The 16,840-nt window shown below is 53.1% G+C and carries 17 protein-coding genes; 5 read left to right on the forward strand and 12 right to left on the reverse strand.

From position 1 onward, the window contains the following. Positions 1–8: 8 nt before the first annotated feature. The 5 genes from Q3H59_RS18105 to Q3H59_RS18125 form a co-directional block, all read right to left on the reverse strand. The gene (locus tag Q3H59_RS18105) at positions 9–695 is read right to left on the reverse strand and encodes a molecular chaperone (protein WP_309836164.1); all 687 of its coding nucleotides are present in this window, start codon (positions 693–695) and stop codon (positions 9–11) included. Between the two features lie 53 nt (positions 696–748). Further along, on the reverse strand, positions 749–1,273 hold the full coding sequence (locus Q3H59_RS18110) for a fimbrial protein (protein WP_101762319.1): 525 nt from the start codon (positions 1,271–1,273) through the stop codon (positions 749–751). A gap of 692 nt (positions 1,274–1,965) precedes the next feature. Further along, a complete protein-coding gene (locus Q3H59_RS18115) occupies positions 1,966–3,135 on the reverse strand; it encodes a Gfo/Idh/MocA family oxidoreductase (RefSeq protein ID WP_309836168.1) in 1,170 nt (389 codons plus the stop codon). A gap of 10 nt (positions 3,136–3,145) precedes the next feature. Further along, positions 3,146–4,069, reverse strand: coding sequence for a TIM barrel protein (locus Q3H59_RS18120; protein WP_110868105.1), 924 nt, complete (start codon positions 4,067–4,069; stop codon positions 3,146–3,148). A gap of 147 nt (positions 4,070–4,216) precedes the next feature. Further along, positions 4,217–5,245: a LacI family DNA-binding transcriptional regulator gene (locus Q3H59_RS18125; RefSeq protein WP_309836171.1), complete on the reverse strand. Its 1,029-nt coding sequence runs from the start codon at positions 5,243–5,245 to the stop codon at positions 4,217–4,219. A gap of 317 nt (positions 5,246–5,562) precedes the next feature. On the opposite strand from Q3H59_RS18125, the gene Q3H59_RS18130 reads away from it, so the two are divergent. From Q3H59_RS18130 to Q3H59_RS18145, 4 genes are all read left to right on the forward strand, one after another. Then, positions 5,563–6,444: a sugar phosphate isomerase/epimerase gene (locus Q3H59_RS18130; RefSeq protein ID WP_309836173.1), complete on the forward strand. Its 882-nt coding sequence runs from the start codon at positions 5,563–5,565 to the stop codon at positions 6,442–6,444. Positions 6,445–6,585: 141 nt separating this feature from the next. Further along, the gene (locus Q3H59_RS18135; protein ID WP_222211658.1) at positions 6,586–7,605 is read left to right on the forward strand and encodes a LacI family DNA-binding transcriptional regulator; all 1,020 of its coding nucleotides are present in this window, start codon (positions 6,586–6,588) and stop codon (positions 7,603–7,605) included. Between the two features lie 101 nt (positions 7,606–7,706). Then, entirely contained in the window at positions 7,707–8,588 is an 882-nt protein-coding gene (yghU, locus tag Q3H59_RS18140) for a glutathione-dependent disulfide-bond oxidoreductase (RefSeq protein ID WP_309836175.1), read from the forward strand. Beyond that, the gene (locus Q3H59_RS18145; protein WP_309836177.1) at positions 8,588–8,878 is read left to right on the forward strand and encodes a DUF1330 domain-containing protein; all 291 of its coding nucleotides are present in this window, start codon (positions 8,588–8,590) and stop codon (positions 8,876–8,878) included. The genes yghU and Q3H59_RS18145 overlap by 1 nt, the downstream gene beginning before the upstream one ends. A gap of 45 nt (positions 8,879–8,923) precedes the next feature. Here the strand turns inward: Q3H59_RS18145 and Q3H59_RS18150 are convergent, their stop codons facing one another. Then, complete coding sequence (locus Q3H59_RS18150) at positions 8,924–10,375, reverse strand: methyl-accepting chemotaxis protein (protein ID WP_309836178.1); 1,452 nt, start codon at positions 10,373–10,375, stop codon at positions 8,924–8,926. Positions 10,376–10,617: 242 nt separating this feature from the next. Between Q3H59_RS18150 and Q3H59_RS18155 the strand changes: the two genes are divergently transcribed. After that, the gene (locus Q3H59_RS18155) at positions 10,618–11,544 is read left to right on the forward strand and encodes a glycosyltransferase family 2 protein (RefSeq protein WP_158527642.1); all 927 of its coding nucleotides are present in this window, start codon (positions 10,618–10,620) and stop codon (positions 11,542–11,544) included. Positions 11,545–11,588: 44 nt separating this feature from the next. On the opposite strand, the gene Q3H59_RS18160 is transcribed toward Q3H59_RS18155, so the two are convergent. The 6 genes from Q3H59_RS18160 to Q3H59_RS18180 form a co-directional block, all read right to left on the reverse strand. Continuing rightward, the gene (locus tag Q3H59_RS18160; RefSeq protein ID WP_309836182.1) at positions 11,589–12,836 is read right to left on the reverse strand and encodes an O-antigen ligase family protein; all 1,248 of its coding nucleotides are present in this window, start codon (positions 12,834–12,836) and stop codon (positions 11,589–11,591) included. Beyond that, a complete protein-coding gene (locus Q3H59_RS24755) occupies positions 12,837–12,920 on the reverse strand; it encodes a hypothetical protein (protein ID WP_405042239.1) in 84 nt (27 codons plus the stop codon). Continuing rightward, the gene (locus tag Q3H59_RS18165; protein WP_309836184.1) at positions 12,898–13,806 is read right to left on the reverse strand and encodes a glycosyltransferase family 8 protein; all 909 of its coding nucleotides are present in this window, start codon (positions 13,804–13,806) and stop codon (positions 12,898–12,900) included. Before Q3H59_RS18165 ends, Q3H59_RS24755 begins: the two co-directional genes overlap by 23 nt. 197 nt (positions 13,807–14,003) lie before the next feature. After that, complete coding sequence (locus Q3H59_RS18170) at positions 14,004–14,918, reverse strand: substrate-binding domain-containing protein (RefSeq protein WP_309836186.1); 915 nt, start codon at positions 14,916–14,918, stop codon at positions 14,004–14,006. An 85-nt stretch (positions 14,919–15,003) separates the two neighbouring features. After that, complete coding sequence (locus Q3H59_RS18175; RefSeq protein ID WP_309836188.1) at positions 15,004–15,783, reverse strand: TIM barrel protein; 780 nt, start codon at positions 15,781–15,783, stop codon at positions 15,004–15,006. Further along, a complete protein-coding gene (locus Q3H59_RS18180) occupies positions 15,783–16,802 on the reverse strand; it encodes a Gfo/Idh/MocA family oxidoreductase (protein ID WP_309836190.1) in 1,020 nt (339 codons plus the stop codon). The genes Q3H59_RS18175 and Q3H59_RS18180 overlap by 1 nt, the downstream gene beginning before the upstream one ends. Positions 16,803–16,840: the final 38 nt, after the last annotated feature.

The raw sequence follows: 16,840 nt of genomic DNA on the forward strand, positions 1-16,840 counted from the left end.
CCTCTCCTTTAATCGGTGCCCACTTTTAATGTTTGTTCTGCTGTAATGCCGCCGAAATCATTAATCGCTCGCCAGCTCACCGGATTGCCAACATGCACTTTTTGGCCCAGAACGATTTCCTGTGAAGGCAACACCATCGGCGGTTTGGTCATAGTTGAACCGTTTACGGTCAGGTCGTAGAGCGAAACGCTGTAAGGCGTGGGATTAAACACGGCGAGTTTGCCCTCACGCTGGCGAAATTTGAGCCTGGTAAAAGCCAATGTGGGATCGCCGCTTAACTCTGCGGGCCGGTAAAATAACTTCATCTTGTTTTTAATGGTGATAACGAGATCGTTAGTGGCCTGACGATTGACCGTGGGGATAATCTTGATATTCAACCAGTGCACGGATTCCTGATCGTCTGGCAACGTGTGACCACTGTAGATAACGCGCACCGAATTCTGGCTATGAGGCTCAAGGCGGAAGAGCGGGGGCGTGGTGATGAAAGTGTCATCAGCGGTATCACTCTCTTCCTGACTGCTAACCCAGGATTGAATCAAATAGGGACGATCGTCTGGATTAGTCACACTTATCGCGGCCAGCTTGTTTTTACCGTCATAAACCAGACGTGTGCCGCCAATCTGCACACCAGACTGAGCCATAGGCGACAGGCACAAAAGTGCCATGGCCAATGGCCAAAGACTTTTTTTAAACATCCATCTCTCTCCGTGACGAAAGAAAGAGCCGCATGACGCGGCTCTGAAACTACTTAGTTGTAAGCAATGGTGAAGGTCGCCGTGGAGTTTGCTGTACCCGCAGTAACTGGCGTGGCCGTAGCGTAATATTTCGCTATATAGGTCAGTACATTAGGGCCGGCTGCCGTGATTGGACGATCAGCCGATTTGCTGGCGATAGGGATGAGAGTGGAACTGTCTTGCTCATACAGCGCGACACCCACATTGGTGGCAGTTTGCCCTGAGTTCAGAGCGAGGATTTGGTTATTTCCCGCAGAGGTTGCGCCATCGAAACGTACGCTGGCCGAGGTTACCGCAGCAGGACAACTTGTCAGATTAATGTTGAAGCGAGTCGGTGCCGCGGTGACACCGGCTCCGGTGAAGGTTTTGCTCGAAACGGTGCCCAGATTCACGGTTTGGTTGGCAGAGCCAGTATCTACCGTGCAAGCGTTATCGGTAATTGTACCCGTAAAATTAATCGTGCCATCAGCAGCAGTTGTCGTGCCAATAAATCCAAGAGAAGCCGTAATTGCAACCAATACTGCGAACTTGCTTTTCATGATTAAACCTCAAAAATCGTCATCAAAAATGTCTCTGCTAAAGCAATGAACTTTCATTTCCATAGCAGAAAAAAACATTAATCGAAGTAATGTTGGAGCCCTTCGACCGCTTTAAGTAAATGACAACTTTCGACCTATTGAAAGTTTTTTTGATTATTCGTGCTCAATTTGAAATATAACCCTAAAAAAATTAGCGCGAGGGTAAATTTACAGATCTTTGATCTTTTTTAAGATCTTTTTTTAGAATAAAAAACTTAACATTTGTATTTTAACGATCTAAAGATCTAAAAAAACACCTAAGACAGTATTTTGTTCGATCAAGACAAAACTCAGTATCCTCAAGATATGTCTGCAATTGCCGCCGGAAAGGCTAAAAAACGCGAGATGATGTTTACACCATCAAAACAAAGACGGTTATTATTTATACGCTTCTTATAACGCCGGCTTAACTATTACAGAAATAAAACCGTTATATTACGTTGCGTTAATTGCACGTTTAGTGATTATTTAATCTGGGGAGAATGAATTTGCGCTCTTGATAAAGAGCGCGTAGAGGGGTGAAAAATCATTCAAAAAATCGAGTTAACTTTTATTTAAATTGGCAGTGAATTCTGCAATTTCGAGGGTCTAAAAGCGACCGCGGAAGATTGAGTCATTAACGCCCTCTTGCTCCGCACATGAGCAAGGCCCATTCAACACGCTATCCATATGGCTCCCGCATCCGCAGACTTCACGCACTGCTCCACCCAACGCACGCCCATCAAACCGGCATGCGCGCCCGGATACCAGAAGTCTTTCAGGAATGCCTGATCGCCACGATCGGTGGCATCCATTGCCAGCGCAAAACGGCGATAGAGATTGGACCAGGCTTCAAACAATCCTTCCGGATGTCCGCCGCCAATACGGTCGTCAGCCAGCGCACTCGAATGCAGATAACCCATGCCGCGCTCGAGAATCTGCACCGGCTCGCCCTGCACTTCATAGCGCAGCTGATTCGGCTGCTCATCCCACCACTCCAGGCTGGCTTTCTCGCCGATCACCCGCACCATCTGACCGTGCATCGAACCGCAGTTCACCGCCGATGCCCACATGGTGCCGACTGCGCCGTTGTCGTACTCCATCATCACGAAGGCGTTATCCTCCAGCGGCGCGCGGGTTTTGACAAAGCTCTGGCGGCTGCACAGCAGGCGTTTGATCTGCAGATGCGGCACCATGGTTTCGGCGATAAACAGCGGATGCGTCGCCAAATCGCCCAGCACATAGCTCGGCCCGACGAAGCGCGGATCGACGCGCCACTTGGTGCTTTCGTTCTGCAATTCAACCGCTTCGTTATGGAAGCCGTGCGCGAACTGCATGTTGATGATGCGGATCTCACCCAGTAAACCTGCGGCAATCATTTCACGTGCCTGATGAATCAGCTGATGTCCGGCGTAACCATAAGTCACACCGATGATTTTCTTCTTCTCAGCACACAGCTGTTCCAGCTCATCGGCCTCGGCAGCGGTGAAGCACAGCGGCTTCTCACACACCACATGGAGACCCGCATTCAGTGCGGCGCGGCAGATGGCGAAGTGCGTGTTATTGGGTGTGGCGATCGACACCGCTTCGATGCCGTCGGCGCGCGCCGCTTCTGCCGCAAACAGGGTTTCGTAATCTGCGTAGCAGCGATCGGCTTCGATACCTAGCGAAGTGCCAAAGGCGCGGCCGCGCTCGGCGTTGATATCGAATGCGCCTGCCAGCAGCGTGAAGTTGTTATCACGCGTGGCCGCCGAACGGTGAATGTAACCAATCTGGCTGGTGCCGCCACCGCCAACCATGCCCCAGCGCAGCGAGCGATTCAGAGCCTTAATGCCGTTGATCATGTTGTTCTCCTCAGAATCCGACCGATTGCAAATAGTGCAGGCTGGCGGTGACGTCACGCAGGCTGGTGTCGGCATCACGCGGATCGCGCTCCTGCTCGACGGTGATCCAGCCCTGATAATTGCGCTCCGCCAGGAAGGCGCGCACCGCCGGATAATCAATTGCCCCTTTGCCAATCGGGCACATCACGCCTTCTGCGCAGGCGGCAAAGAAATCGACGCCGCGCGCAATCACGTCGCGCCATACCGCATCGTTAACGTCTTTGAAGTGCAGATAATCGATGCGATCCCAGTAGCGGCTGAGGTAAGGAATCGGATCCATGCCGGAGTAGTACAGATGGCCGGTATCGAGGCACAAACCAGCGACTTCATGCGGAATGTCTTCCACCAGCTGTTGCAGCTCGTCGGCGAACTCAATGCAGCCACCGGCATGCGGATGGATCACCGCACGCACACCGTATTCGTTCCAGGCAATCTGGCTCAGCGTGGTGATGTGCTGCATCATGCGCTGCCACGCTTCAGCTGACAGGCGCGGCGCCTTGGCGGATTGACCAGCGTATTTGGCGCGTTCTGGATTACCGAAGTCGATAATCACCAGATAAGGTGCGGGTTTGTTGTCCGCATGGGTTTTGGTCGCGGTCGGTACCAGAGACAGGTTGCGACAGATGTTGTGCGTCAGCTCAACCATCGCCGGAAAATTGGCTTCACTCACCAAATCATCAAAAATGGTGCCCGCCACCAGCGACAAGTCGTGCGCTTCCAGCTGCTGACGCAGTTCGGCAGGCTCAACCGGCAGATAGCTCCATGGGCCCAGCTCAATGCTTTTATAACCGGCCTGCGACGCTTCACTCAGGACTTTCTGCCACGGCGGCAGGAAGGGATTTTTCGGGTCATCAACGCCCCAGCTACAGGGCGCGTTAGCAATATGGATAGTCATGATCGTTCCTTGCGGTAGTGGATGGCGCAAGTATCAAATAAATATTTCATCATCAACAACCATGAAACATTCATTTTTTGATAGCGATCATAGTATTTCGCATCATAAAAATGATAGAAAATATATCAAACACAGCAACGACGCGGCCTACAGGTTTTCACGCGTGACGATATCAAACGGCAGGATGATCTGGGAGAAATGATCGCCCGGCTGCGCATGATGCTGCTGCACCATCTGCGCCAGACGCATGGCCATTTCGTCGATGCGGTTGCGGATCATCACCGTAATGGTGCCATCAATCAGCGCCAGCTCGCCCTCTTTCACCGGACCGTGACATATCAACGCCACCTTACGCTGCGGATGCTGGCGCAACGCATGAATCACACCCTCAATGCCGCCGCAAGGCGCGAAGATCAGCGCCAAATCGGCATGTTCTTCCAGTAACTGACGCGTGGAACGGTAGCCGCCATCAATCGATTCGTTGGTCTTCAGCGGCTCCAGCACGCGTCGCGCGCTGTCCTGTTCACGCAGATAGGAGCGGAAACTGATCTCATTGCTCTCCTGACAGATAAAGCGATGGTCGCCCACCAGCACGCCGACCGAACCCGGCTGATGCAACAGATGCGTGGCAATCCACGCGGCGGTGCGTCCGGCTTTCTGGTTATCCAGACCGACATAACCGGCGTGACCGCACGGCGAAAAGTTGGAAAACAGCGCATAAACCCGCACGCCCTGACGCGATATGTTTTCAATCGCGTGACGAATCAGCGGATGGTCCAGCGCAACTAAGCCAATCGCATCCACCTGCCCGGCCAGCGCATACAGCGAGGCCACCACCGCTTCCACATCATCAATGTCGTGCCAGGTAAAAAGCGGTTCGCTGCCTGCCGGATGAAACGGCTGCGTATGCTGGCGCAGCGCATCGGTGAGGGAATGATAGAACGAGTAGGATTTTGACAGCAGGATAAAGCCCATGCGCAGCGTCACGCTGGTGGCAGGCACGGTGCCGCTCAGCAGCGGCACATTGCCGATGCGATAACCGAGGCGATTAGCGGCTTCCAGCACCTTCTGCTCCGTTGCGGCGCGCACCGGTGCACGACGGTTTAACACGCGATCGACGGTCGCCACGCCAACACCTGCGGCGGCGGCAATCGCGGTCATGGTGATTTTACTCATGCGCAACTTCCTGAATGATATGATAATAAATTATCAAAAATAATGCCCTAACCTGCGGTAAATCACCAATCATCCCGCACAGAAATCATCAGTAATTGGCTTCGAGTGATAGAGAATCTCTCATTATTTTGATCGCTCTCGCAAAAATGAAATAACTCATTTCATCTTAATACCATTCAGAATGAATGTTTGATATTCATGTGCGTATTCAAAGCGGTCCGGCTGATGGTTTCACATCAGAATACGTGATGAAGCGCGTAAAAAGATCAGTATGGTCATCATCAAAGTCCGCACCGCTTAACGCTCAGGAGAAAACAATGAAAATCGCTTTTGATGTGGATGTAATCAGGGATCTCGGCATCACGCGCATGGTGCATCAGGTGGCGGAATGGGGCTACAAGTACATCGAGCAGTCGCCGCACCCGCAGATCAACCCGTTTTATAAACATCCGAAAGCCAGCCGTGAAATCATGCGCGAATACAAAAACGCGCTGAATGCCACCGGGCTGGAGATCTCCTCGTTCATTACCGTATATCGCTGGTCCGGCCCGAATGAACTGCGTCGTCAGGCGGCGGTGAAGAACTGGAAACGCATGATCGAGATTGCCGTCGAAATGGGCGTGCAGGTGATCAACACCGAGCTGTCGGGCAATCCCAACGAGCCAGAAATTTGTGAAGAGATGTTCTATCGTTCGATGGAAGAGCTGCTGCCGATCATCGAACGTGAAGGCATCCGCGTCGAGATTCAGGCGCATCCGTGGGATTTCTGCGAGCAGAGCAACGAAACTGCAGACATTGTGAAGTCATTCCGCAGCGAAAACGTGAAGTACATCTACAGCGCACCGCACACCTTCTATTACGACAAAGGTGTGGGCGATGTGAAGAACATGCTGCATTACGCCGGCGATGATCTTTCACATATGCTGATCGCCGATACCATGAACCACACCAAGCACTGCCGTTATATCGTCAACCCGCCAGGCGTGGATGCCACCATCCACCAGCACGTGGCGGTCGGTGAAGGCGAAGTGAATTTCGATGCGCTGTTTGAAGCACTGCGCGAGATGAATTTTGCCAACCGCACCTTTAAGGTTGGCGGCGAGTCGATTATCTCGGCGGCGCTGTTCGGTTATCCGGAGAAGATGAAGTATCAGGCGGTGGAAACCCGCGAACTGATTGAGCGTGAGCTGTTGGGATAGTTGAGTGCGCGCTGATGCCCTCACCCTAATCCTCTCCCACTGGGAGAGGGAACGGGATGGTGCGGCTTGCTCGATCGGTCCCTTCTCCCGCTGGCGGGAGAAGGTTAGGATGAGGGCCCGCTCTATTGGAATGCACGCAACATGAAAGCAGTGACGCTGGCCGAGCTGGCAAAACAACTGGGCGTCGGTGTCGCCACGGTTGACCGGGTACTCAACGATCGCGGTGGCGTATCGCCCGCCATGAGCAAAAAAATCCTGCAGGCAGCGCGTGACGCCGGTTTAAAACGCATTCTGCCCGAGGAGCATCGCCATCCGTGGCAGATCGAAGTGCTGCTCAGCGGCAACGCCTCCTTCTTCTTTCAGCAATTAGCGCAAGACTTTGCCAAACTCGCCGACCAGCTCGGTTATCGCCGCCTGCGTCTGCATCGCACGCTGATCCCGGAAAATGCACCGGAAAAACTCGCCGCACACATCACCACCAGCAGTAAAAAGATGGATGCGCTGATCGTCTTCGCCCATCAAAACCCGCTAATCTACGATGCGCTCGCCGCCTGTAAAGCGCGCGGCGTGCCGGTGATCACGCTGGTCGCCGATCTGCCCGATGCCGCGCGGCTGTGCCACGTCGGTATCGATCAATACAAAGCCGGGCGCACCGCCGGTTTGATGCTCGGTAGTATGCTGTCGCAGCCGGGTGAAGTGGTGTTGATGAGCGGACGCGCGGATTACGCAGCCCACCGCCTGCGCATTGAGGGCTTTCAGGCGGTGCTGGCCGAACGCTTTCCGCAGCTGCGCCTGCGCGAGATTCTTGCCGGTCAGGATGAGCGCGAACGCATCAGCCGCCTGTTAGAAAAAACGCTGGCCGCCTCGCCGCCGATTGTCGGGCTGTATAACACCGGCATTGGCAACACACAGGTGCACGAAGCGCTGGCGCGTCATCGTCTCGACGGTAAAGTGCTGTACGTCACGCACGAGTTGTACAGCACCACACGCCGACTGTTGCAGGATCGCGTGCTGAACCTCACCCTCGATCAAAACACCCTGCGCCATGCTCAGCTTGCCTTAACGCTGATGCTGCGGCATCTGGAAGAGGGCGACATCCCCGACACCTATCAGCCTGGTAGAGTGGACTTTATGCTGTTTACGCAAGAGAACTTTACATAATCGGACTTTGCGTCCCACCGCCAGCGCGGTTAAATCGCCTGTATCACGCGCTGCTACACTCAGTAGCAGCAAAAATACAATCACAACAAGGCGAAACCACTATGTCGGAACATCAGTATCAGCCCGCGAAAGTCTGGACCTGGGACCCGGAAGCCAAAGGTAACGGCGCGAAAACCAACCGTCCAACCGCCGGGCCGACGCATGACAAAACCTTGCCGATCGGCAAACATCCGCTGCAGCTATACTCGCTCGGCACGCCAAACGGCCAGAAAATTACTATCCTGCTGGAAGAGTTACTGGCGGTGGGTGCCAAAGACGCCGAGTACGATGCCTGGCTGATCCGTATCGGCGATGGCGATCAGTTCTCCAGCGGTTTTGTCGATGTAAACCCGAACTCGAAAATCCCGGCGCTGAGCGACCATTCCGTCACGCCACCGCAGCGCGTATTTGAATCCGGCAATATCCTGCTCTATCTGGCCGAGAAGTTCGGTCACTTCCTGCCGACCTCGCTGGCAGGCCGCACCGAAACCCTGAACTGGCTGTTCTGGCTGCAAGGTTCTGCGCCGTACCTCGGCGGCGGCTTTGGCCACTTCTATCACTACGCGCCAGAAAAAATCGAATATGCCATCAACCGCTTCACGCTGGAAGCTAAACGTCAGCTGGACGTGCTGGATCGTCAGCTGGCCGACCAACGCTTCCTCGCCGGTGACGAATACACCATCGCCGATATCGCCACCTGGCCGTGGTACGGCAATCTGGTGCTGAACAACCAATATGGCGGCAGCGAATTCCTTGATGTGCAGTCGTACAAAAATGTGGTGCGCTGGGCAAAAGAGATTGCCGAGCGTCCGGCGGTGATTCGCGGGCGTAAAGTGAATCGCGCCTTTGGTGCCGAGCCGCAGGATCAGCTGCTGGAGCGCCATGATGCCGCCGATTTCGATAACAACACTGAAGACAAACGCCAGGCGCGAGGAGAGAAATAATGGCTGCATATGTGGTGTTTATTAAGGACGAAACCTTAGACCAGGACGAGCTGACGACGTATGCCGAGAAAGCCGGACAGGCGCGCGGCGACCATCCCATCAACCCGCTGGCGTTTTATGGCGCCCTGGAAACGCTGGAAGGCCCGGAAGCGGAAGGCGTGGTGGTGCTCGAATTCCCGGATGCTGAGGCGGCGAAAGGCTGGTATTTCAGCCCGGCGTATCAGGAAGCCAAAGCGCATCGCCTGAAAGGCGCGAAATACCGCGTGCTGCTGGTTAATGGCGTAGAGTAACTAACGTAAGGTCGCCATTCATGGCGACCTTTGCAAAGGTCACGCTTACCCCAACTTAAATAACGAAATCGCCTGCTTCAGCGCATTGGCCTGCTGCTGTTGCTGCTGCGCCACTTGCAGCGTTTCGGCCACGTGCTGCACGTTATGATGCACGCTGCGATCAATGCTATTGATGCTCTGCTGAATCTGCTCAATGCTCAAATTCTGCTGCTCACTCATCGCCGACAGTTCCGTCACCAGCTGCGATAACCCGCTAATACTGCTGTGAATTTCGCGCATGGTTTGCGCCGCATGCTCCACCTGCACGGTGCCGTGTTCGGTGCTGGTGGAACTGGCATCCATCAGTTGACGGATTTCGCGTGCCGCACTTTCGCTGCGCATCGCCAGATTACGCACTTCGCTGGCGACCACGGCAAAACCGCGTCCCTGATTACCAGCACGCGCCGCTTCCACCGAGGCGTTCAGCGACAGAATGTTGGTCTGAAACGCAATGCCGTCGATCAGCTCCAGGATGATCTTCACCCTTCTCGACTCTTCGCTGATTTTCTCCATCGAGCGAATCGCCGACTGGATATTCTCTTCACCGCGCGTCGCCACCGCGCGGGTTTCACTCGCCAGTTCGCACGCGCTTTGCGCTTTGTCCCGGGTTAAGCTGGCAGCGATACTGATTTCGCTCATGGCGCTGGCCGCCACTTCCAGCGCTTGCGCCTGCTCGTCGGTACGCGTCGAGAGCGCGGCGTTGCGCTCCAGAATGCTGTCGGATTCCGCCAGCAGTTGACCGACGCCGTCGCTGACCTGATGCAAAGTGCCGTGTAGGGTCCCAAGCGTAGTACTGAAGGTGCGCGCGAACGGCGTTTCACTCTGCTGAGTATCGGCACGCAGCGTGAGATAACCGGCTTGCTGATTAATGTGTGCCGCCAGTTGCGCCACTTCGCTGGCCGAGCTCGCATCCGCTGCCATCTGGCGTGCAATCACCAGCAGCATCGCGGTTTGCACCACGACAAACAGCGCGTGGAAAAACACCATGTCCCAGCCGGGATGATGAAACACCACCACGCCAAACAGATCATTTTCCTGCAGATAATTGAATAACACATGATGCGTGGCTGCCGCCGCAGCGCCCATTACTAACGGGCGCACATCTCGCCACGCCAGCAGCGCCGACATCAACACAAACACCGAGAAGTGGTATTCGGTTGCGCCACCGCCAACCTGAATAAGCAGCCCAGCCCAGCCGATTAACAGCGCGGATAAGACCAGCCGCGACGTGAGCGTACCGCGCAGCGCGGTGCCGAAAAACGTCGCCAGCAGCGCCAATACCAAACCCGCAATTAGCGCCACCAGCACGCTGTCATTTAGCCAGCCAACGCCAAGTGCAATCGGCAACAGCGCCCAACTGAGGAACACCGCCAGGCTATCCGCGCGCTGTGCGATACGTTTGAGCGAAACCATTTCCACCGGCGAAGCCGCCGGGCCTGACAAGGGCGTTGCGATCATGACATTTTTCCACACCAGAAGTTGATCGTAGAGCCCCAAAATCGTGGGGCAAAGCGCACGGACTCAGTGGTAAAAAACATCGGCAAGGTGGGAGGAAAGTTTAGTTGTGCTGATTAACGACGCGCAGAGCTGTGAGTATGATTACCTAAACCATGCAACACAATTTCATTCCCTTCAGCGTAGAAAGCGATAGACTTGTTAGCAATGAATGCTCTCAGAACATTAACGGATAGATGCTAACTATGGATTCACCTTGCACTCTCAGCGTCCTGGTCACGGCTCACAATTGCGAAAAATACATTGTTGAGACGTTAAACAGCCTCAAAAAGGCCTGCTCTGGCGTTGAGGATGCGGTCGAGGTTGTGTTGGTGAATGACGCATCCACAGATAACACCAGCGCGTTGCTGCACAGCTTTGCCGCTTCATTCAGCCAGGTGAAAATCTTTGACGTGATGTTCCGTAACATCGGCAAAGTGAGAAATTTCGGCGTCAGCAAATGCAGCGGCCATTTTGTCACGATGCTGGATGGTGACGATCAGCTTTTGCCGAACTCTTTTGCTGACATCGTGCAGTTTTTGCAGGCGCAACAACCCGATATTCTGCTGGCGCCGCTGAATGAAATTTATGAAAAGAAGACCAAACTACAGCAGTGGAAAGGTTTGCAGGTCAACGCCTTGTCGCAACATCAGGTGATTGAAAAATTCCTCATCCATCGTGATATTCAGGCGCATTTTATCGGTCAGTTTATTAAACGCTCGCTGTTGGAAGATAACCATTTCCCTGACTTCAGTTGCTACGAAGATGCGTATTTATTCCCCTCGATTCTGAAAGCCAGTCAGACGATATTTTTAGCGAAGCAGAGCCCGTATCTCTATTTCAAACGAGAAAAAAGTCTCTCCAGCGCGCTGGATGCCGATAAAATATCGATGCTGATCAAAGCCACGCAACAGATGGATAATGTGCTCGGTGAAAGCTACCGCAACCTGCTCGCTTGTCACTGGATCAATCTGGCGCATAAGTTTTATCCGCTGATTAACGATGAACATGAGAAACAGGTGGTGAAGCAGGCGATTGAAAACGTCTCTTTCGTTTCATTTTTGCTGGACAGTAAAGTCAGATTTAGTTTGAAGAAAAAATATCTGAGAATGAAATTGCGGAGAATGAACTGAAGCGTTGAGAAAATCGGTCGCCTTCAATGGCGACCTTACAAATATTAGATATGCGTTCGGGGCTTATGCTGCATCAGCGCATAGCTTATAATAATCGATGCCATCAGAATAAATACTGAACTGCTTTGAATCCATACGGTATCAGTCAAACCGAATATAAAAATGGAAACAGGAAGCAGCGCAACATCCAATACCCGACGACGTATTGCCGCCACAATTAAACCCACATAAAAAAGAATCAGGGTGACAGCACCCGCGATACCTTGCAGCGAAAGCGTTTCTAAAAAATCATCGTGCAAGTGATACATCACATTTTTATAAGCCTCAGGATTAGCGCGTTCATAGGTTTTAATATAAACGCGCGCTTTATCCGTTCTGTCATCCGGACTTTGCCCCAGCAGCGACCAGGAAACGCTGTGATAGCCACTTTTCCAGATCGAGAAGCGCGCACCAATTGAGGTATCATTATTTTTCTGATAGCTGTCTATTTCGTTCTGGATGTTGTCCAACCGATGCATAATGGAGCTGGGCATGAAGAACAGCCCCCCCGCAATGCAAAGAACTAAAATCACCAGCGAATATTTTCCTGCCCAGCGATGAACCAGATAAAAACAGAGCAAGTATAAAACGGGCAGCACCAACACCGCCGCACGTGACTCAGTGAGGAACATCAGCAGCATATTCACCACAAAGATAGCGGTGAACAGCAGAATTTGATTAAGGCGGCGAACTATCACCTTATTCACAATAAACAGGGCAGTTAATGCTAACGCCGTCATCAGGTATGAAACGGTACCGGCTGAATCTGTGAGTAATTTGATGCGTTGCTGCGTCTGAGCATGTTCGTACCAGCCGGCGCCCAGCGTCAGCAGCAAGCCAAAAATTAACAAGCACACGCTAATGCGCAGGACTTTCGCTGACAAACAGTGACGCCACGCAATGAAAAAATAGCTGACAAAAGCGGAGATAATGAAAAGTTTACCGCCCTGAAAATAGTTATCCACTACATCGCTAAAATAGGCATCGGCATAAATACGCGACCATATTACCCTGACTATGCCCAATAATAGAATGGGAACGGCGACGATGAAAGCACTCTTATCGATAATGAATTTTCTTTTTATTCCCTTGGCCAGCAGAAAGAATAGCGTTAAATAACCCACCAGATAGAATGTTTTCTTAGGATATGCGGGGATAACTAACGAGGTCGCAAATGCCAGGGTTAACAGCAGAAAGCACAGCTGATAAATATTGCTTTCGGTTAACAGCGGCTTTAAACGTAAAGTCTGCACTCAAAAATACCTCATTTTAAAATACTTAATGCGCCAATAGAGTGCCGGCATCCATTGATGACTACGGAACAAAAATTTGTACATTCTCTTTGCTTGTTGCGCGGTTTTTCGGTGTTTCAAAAGAGACGTCGGCTAATGGTGAAATCTGATAAAGATCGCGATAGTAATGGCCAACGTGCTGTTGATTCCACCGCTGCCAGGGTTTATCGGCACCCGCATAATGCAATAAGCAGGTATTTTTCGGCACATCCTGTGTATAACCGCTATCATCGTGTGAGAGCATATTGATGGTATTAAAGCGCGTTTCCGTAAATATCACACGGTCCTCAAGCAACGTATTCAACGCATCCTGATCAAGATACTGGAATTGTTTTCCCTTTTCGTTAAGCAAATTAAAAGCGCGTTCACTGATCTGCTCGCGGTTCCACTTTTGAACATCAATCAGCATCATGCCGGCATTAAAATAGCGCTTTCCACGCAAGCCCACCTTTTCAGCCAACTGCGGTTGCAATGCCTGAATCTCGCCAACCACCAAGGCAATAACGTCAGCTGGCATGGCAATCTGCCATAATTCATCAAGAGGATTCAGACACACCATATCGGCATCGAGATAAAGCAATTTAGCGGCATGCGGCAAGATAAGCGGAGCGAGAAAACGATAATAGGTCGCGCGAGTGAACAACTCTGTGGTAGGGAACGCGCTAAACAAACTATCCTGAATATGATGCAGCGTTAACCCATGTGACGATCCAGCGAATATTTTTTCCAGACGCGCAGTATCAACTGCAGATATTTCCGAAGAGATAAGATGAAAGTGATAACGAACATCATTGGCATGCTTGATTATCGACATGATGGTAATCAGCGAGTGGCCAATGAATTTACCATCAACACCAAAAAAAATATGCCGGTCGCTGTGCGAGGGAAAAAGGTGCTGAGAATTTATGGTGTTGAGAATCTCTTTATCCATCCTGCACTTCTCTCCGGTCGAAAGCATGCGTTCTGTTAATGCATCATGCCTGAGCAATCATTAACCAGAGACAATTCTGGTTGCAGCCGGAGTTTATCAGTCAGAGTTAGGCAAATAAAGCGAAGTGGAGGAGGAATAAATCGGGTTTCCAGCGTAAAACTCTCCTGCGAGCAGGAGAGTTTTGGTAAATAAAAATGTTATTTCGCCGCGAACTGCGCATAGTTCTCAGGCGTGATGGTTTGATACGGAATCCAGTTGAACTCCTGCACTTTCTGCTTCTCCAGCAGCGCTTTAGTCACCTGCACCGCGCCGGTCGCCTGCCCTTTCGCGTCCTGGAAAATGGTCAGCGTCATTTTGCCGTTCTTCACGAACTGCTGACCATCCGGCGTGCCGTCGATACCGGCGACCAAAATCTTCTCATTTTTCGCCTGGTTGAGCGCCATGATGGCACCAATCGCCATTTCATCATTATTCGCCGCGATAGCGTCAATCGGGCGCTGATTCAGCAGCCAGCTCGATACCACATCCACCGCTTCGTTGCGCTGCCATTTGGCGCTCTGCTTTTCAATCACCTTCATATCTTTGTATTTGGCAATCACGGCTTCCACCGCGCGGGTGCGTTCACGCGCTTCCTCATTCGACAGCGCGCCCATCAAAATCGCCACGTTACCTTTGTAATTCATCTTCTTCGCCAGCGCTTCCATCTGCATTTCTCCGCCCAACGCCGAGTCTGAACCAACATACGCCATGTCGGTTGGCAGTTTCACTTCTGGCTTACGATTGACGAAGATCAGCGGAATGCCGGCATTTTTCGCCGCGGTAATCATTGGCAATACGCCTTGAGTGTCCACCGGATTGAGGATGATGGCATCGACACCCTGATTAACAAAATCATCCACCTGCTGCACTTGCAGCGCGACATCGCCTTTGGCATCCACAAACTGGCTATTGAGCTGGTTAGCTTTCAGCTCTGCCTGCATCTGGGTGCGCAGAATCGAGACGAAGTTGAGATCGAAGTTCGCCATCGCGACGCCGACGGTGAAGGTTTTAGCGCTCACGCTCAGGCTGAGCAGCAGCGCGCAGAGGCACAGCATCACATTTCTGATGTTCATGGGTTAGTCCTGTAGGGTTGAGATATTGTTATATATTTCATCGAGTTAATGCCGGATAACAGGCAAATACCCGGCGGTGAAATCGTCAAAGCGTGAAATGATCGCGGAACTGCTGCAGCGCGGCGCCACTTTCGCCGCTGGCCCAGCCTTCCAGCGCCACGGTGCCCTGATAGCCAACATCGTGTAGCGCACGGGCGATGGTGCGATAGCTAATCTCGCCGGTGCCCGGCTGCTGACGCCCCGGCACATCGGCCACCTGAATCTCACCTATCGCCGAACCACAGCGGCGAATCAGTTCGATCAAATTGCCTTCGCCAATCTGCGCGTGATACAGGTCGAGGTTCATCTTCAGCGCCGGGCTGTTAACCGCTTCCACCAGCGCCAGCGTGTCGGCCGCCAGCGCGAACGGTGTACCGGGATGATCAACCGGCAAGTTAAGGTTCTCCAGCGTGAAGACGCGTCCGGCGCGCTCGCCCAGCTGCGCCACTTTGCGCAGCGTGTCGGCCGCTTTCAGCCACATCGCGCCGGTCACCACCTCAACCGGTCTAACCGGCAAACCTTTGTCATCCAGTCCGGTACCGTGCAGGTTCAACGCCGGACAGTTGAGCCGCTCGGCCACCGCCAGCGACGCTTCAGCACTTTGCAGCAGTTGCTGAATCTCATCATCATCGGTCAGGTTGCCGCTGAGGTAGCCGGTCATCGAGGTGAAACGCGCGCCGGTCGCCGCCAGCGCATCGATATCTTTGTTGGCCCAGCCCCAGATTTCGACGCCAAAGCCCAGTTCATGAATGCGTTTCACGCGCTCGACAAAAGGCAGATCGAGAAACACCATTTCGGCACACACCGACAGCTGATAACTGGCCATTAGCGACCTCCCAATTTGATGGGTTGCTGCTGCTGCACCGAGTCGATACAGGCCAGCGCAATCTCCAGCGCGTTTCGTGCATCTTCACCGGTAGCGCGCGGCGTTTCGCCACTGCGAATGCAGCGGGCAAACTCGGCCATCTCCGCCACATAGGCTTCGCGCAGCAGGTCTGAATCCATGCGTGAGGTTTCAATCGCGATGCCATCCTGGTGATAGCGCACACAGTTGTTAACGTTGATGTGGCCCGCCTGCAGCATGCCTTTGCTGCCGAACACTTCGCCGCGCACATCGTAGCCGTATACCGCCTGGAAGTTGGCTTCAGCGGTGGCGATCGCGCCGTTATCAAAGCGGATGGTAACCACCGATGTGTCGAGCAAGCCTTTGTCTTTGAAATCCGGACGCACCAGCGCATCGGCCAGCGCATAGACTTCCACCGGCTTCGCGCCAGGGTTAAAGTGCAGCAGCGTGTCGAAATCGTGGATCAGCGTTTCAAGGAAGATCGTCCACTGCGGGATGCGCGAAGGATCGTGCAGGCCCGGATCGCGCGTCAGCGATCGGCTCAGCTGCGTGGTGCCATTTTCACCCGCTTTCACCGCCGCGATCGCTGCAGCAAAGCCGGAATCAAAGCGGCGGTTAAAACCGACCTGCAACACGACGCCGGCCGCTTTCGCGGCAGCAATCGCGCGATCCGCCTCTTCCAGCGTCACCGCCATCGGCTTCTCACAGAACACATGTTTGCCCGCCTCAGCGGCAGCGATCACCCATTCGGCGTGCGTGCGCGCTGGTGCGGCAATCGCCACCGCCTCAATTTCGGGATCCTGCAGCAGCGCATGCAGATCGCTATAGGCTTTAGCGACGCCGAGCTTATTGGTCAGCGCGTCGGCCGCGCCCGGTTGCGGATCGGCCACCGCTGCGAGGATCGCACCCGGCACGCGCCAGGCCAGGTTTTCCGCGTGGAAGCTGCCCATGCGTCCGGCGCCAATCAGGCCGACGCGTACTGGCTTAAGATGAAATGTCATGACCTATTCCTTATTGTTTTGGATATGCTCATTCGAGC

This window comes from Pantoea sp. SORGH_AS_0659 (genome assembly GCF_031453915.1).
GTDB classification, from domain to species: Bacteria; Pseudomonadota; Gammaproteobacteria; order Enterobacterales; family Enterobacteriaceae; genus Pantoea; species Pantoea leporis.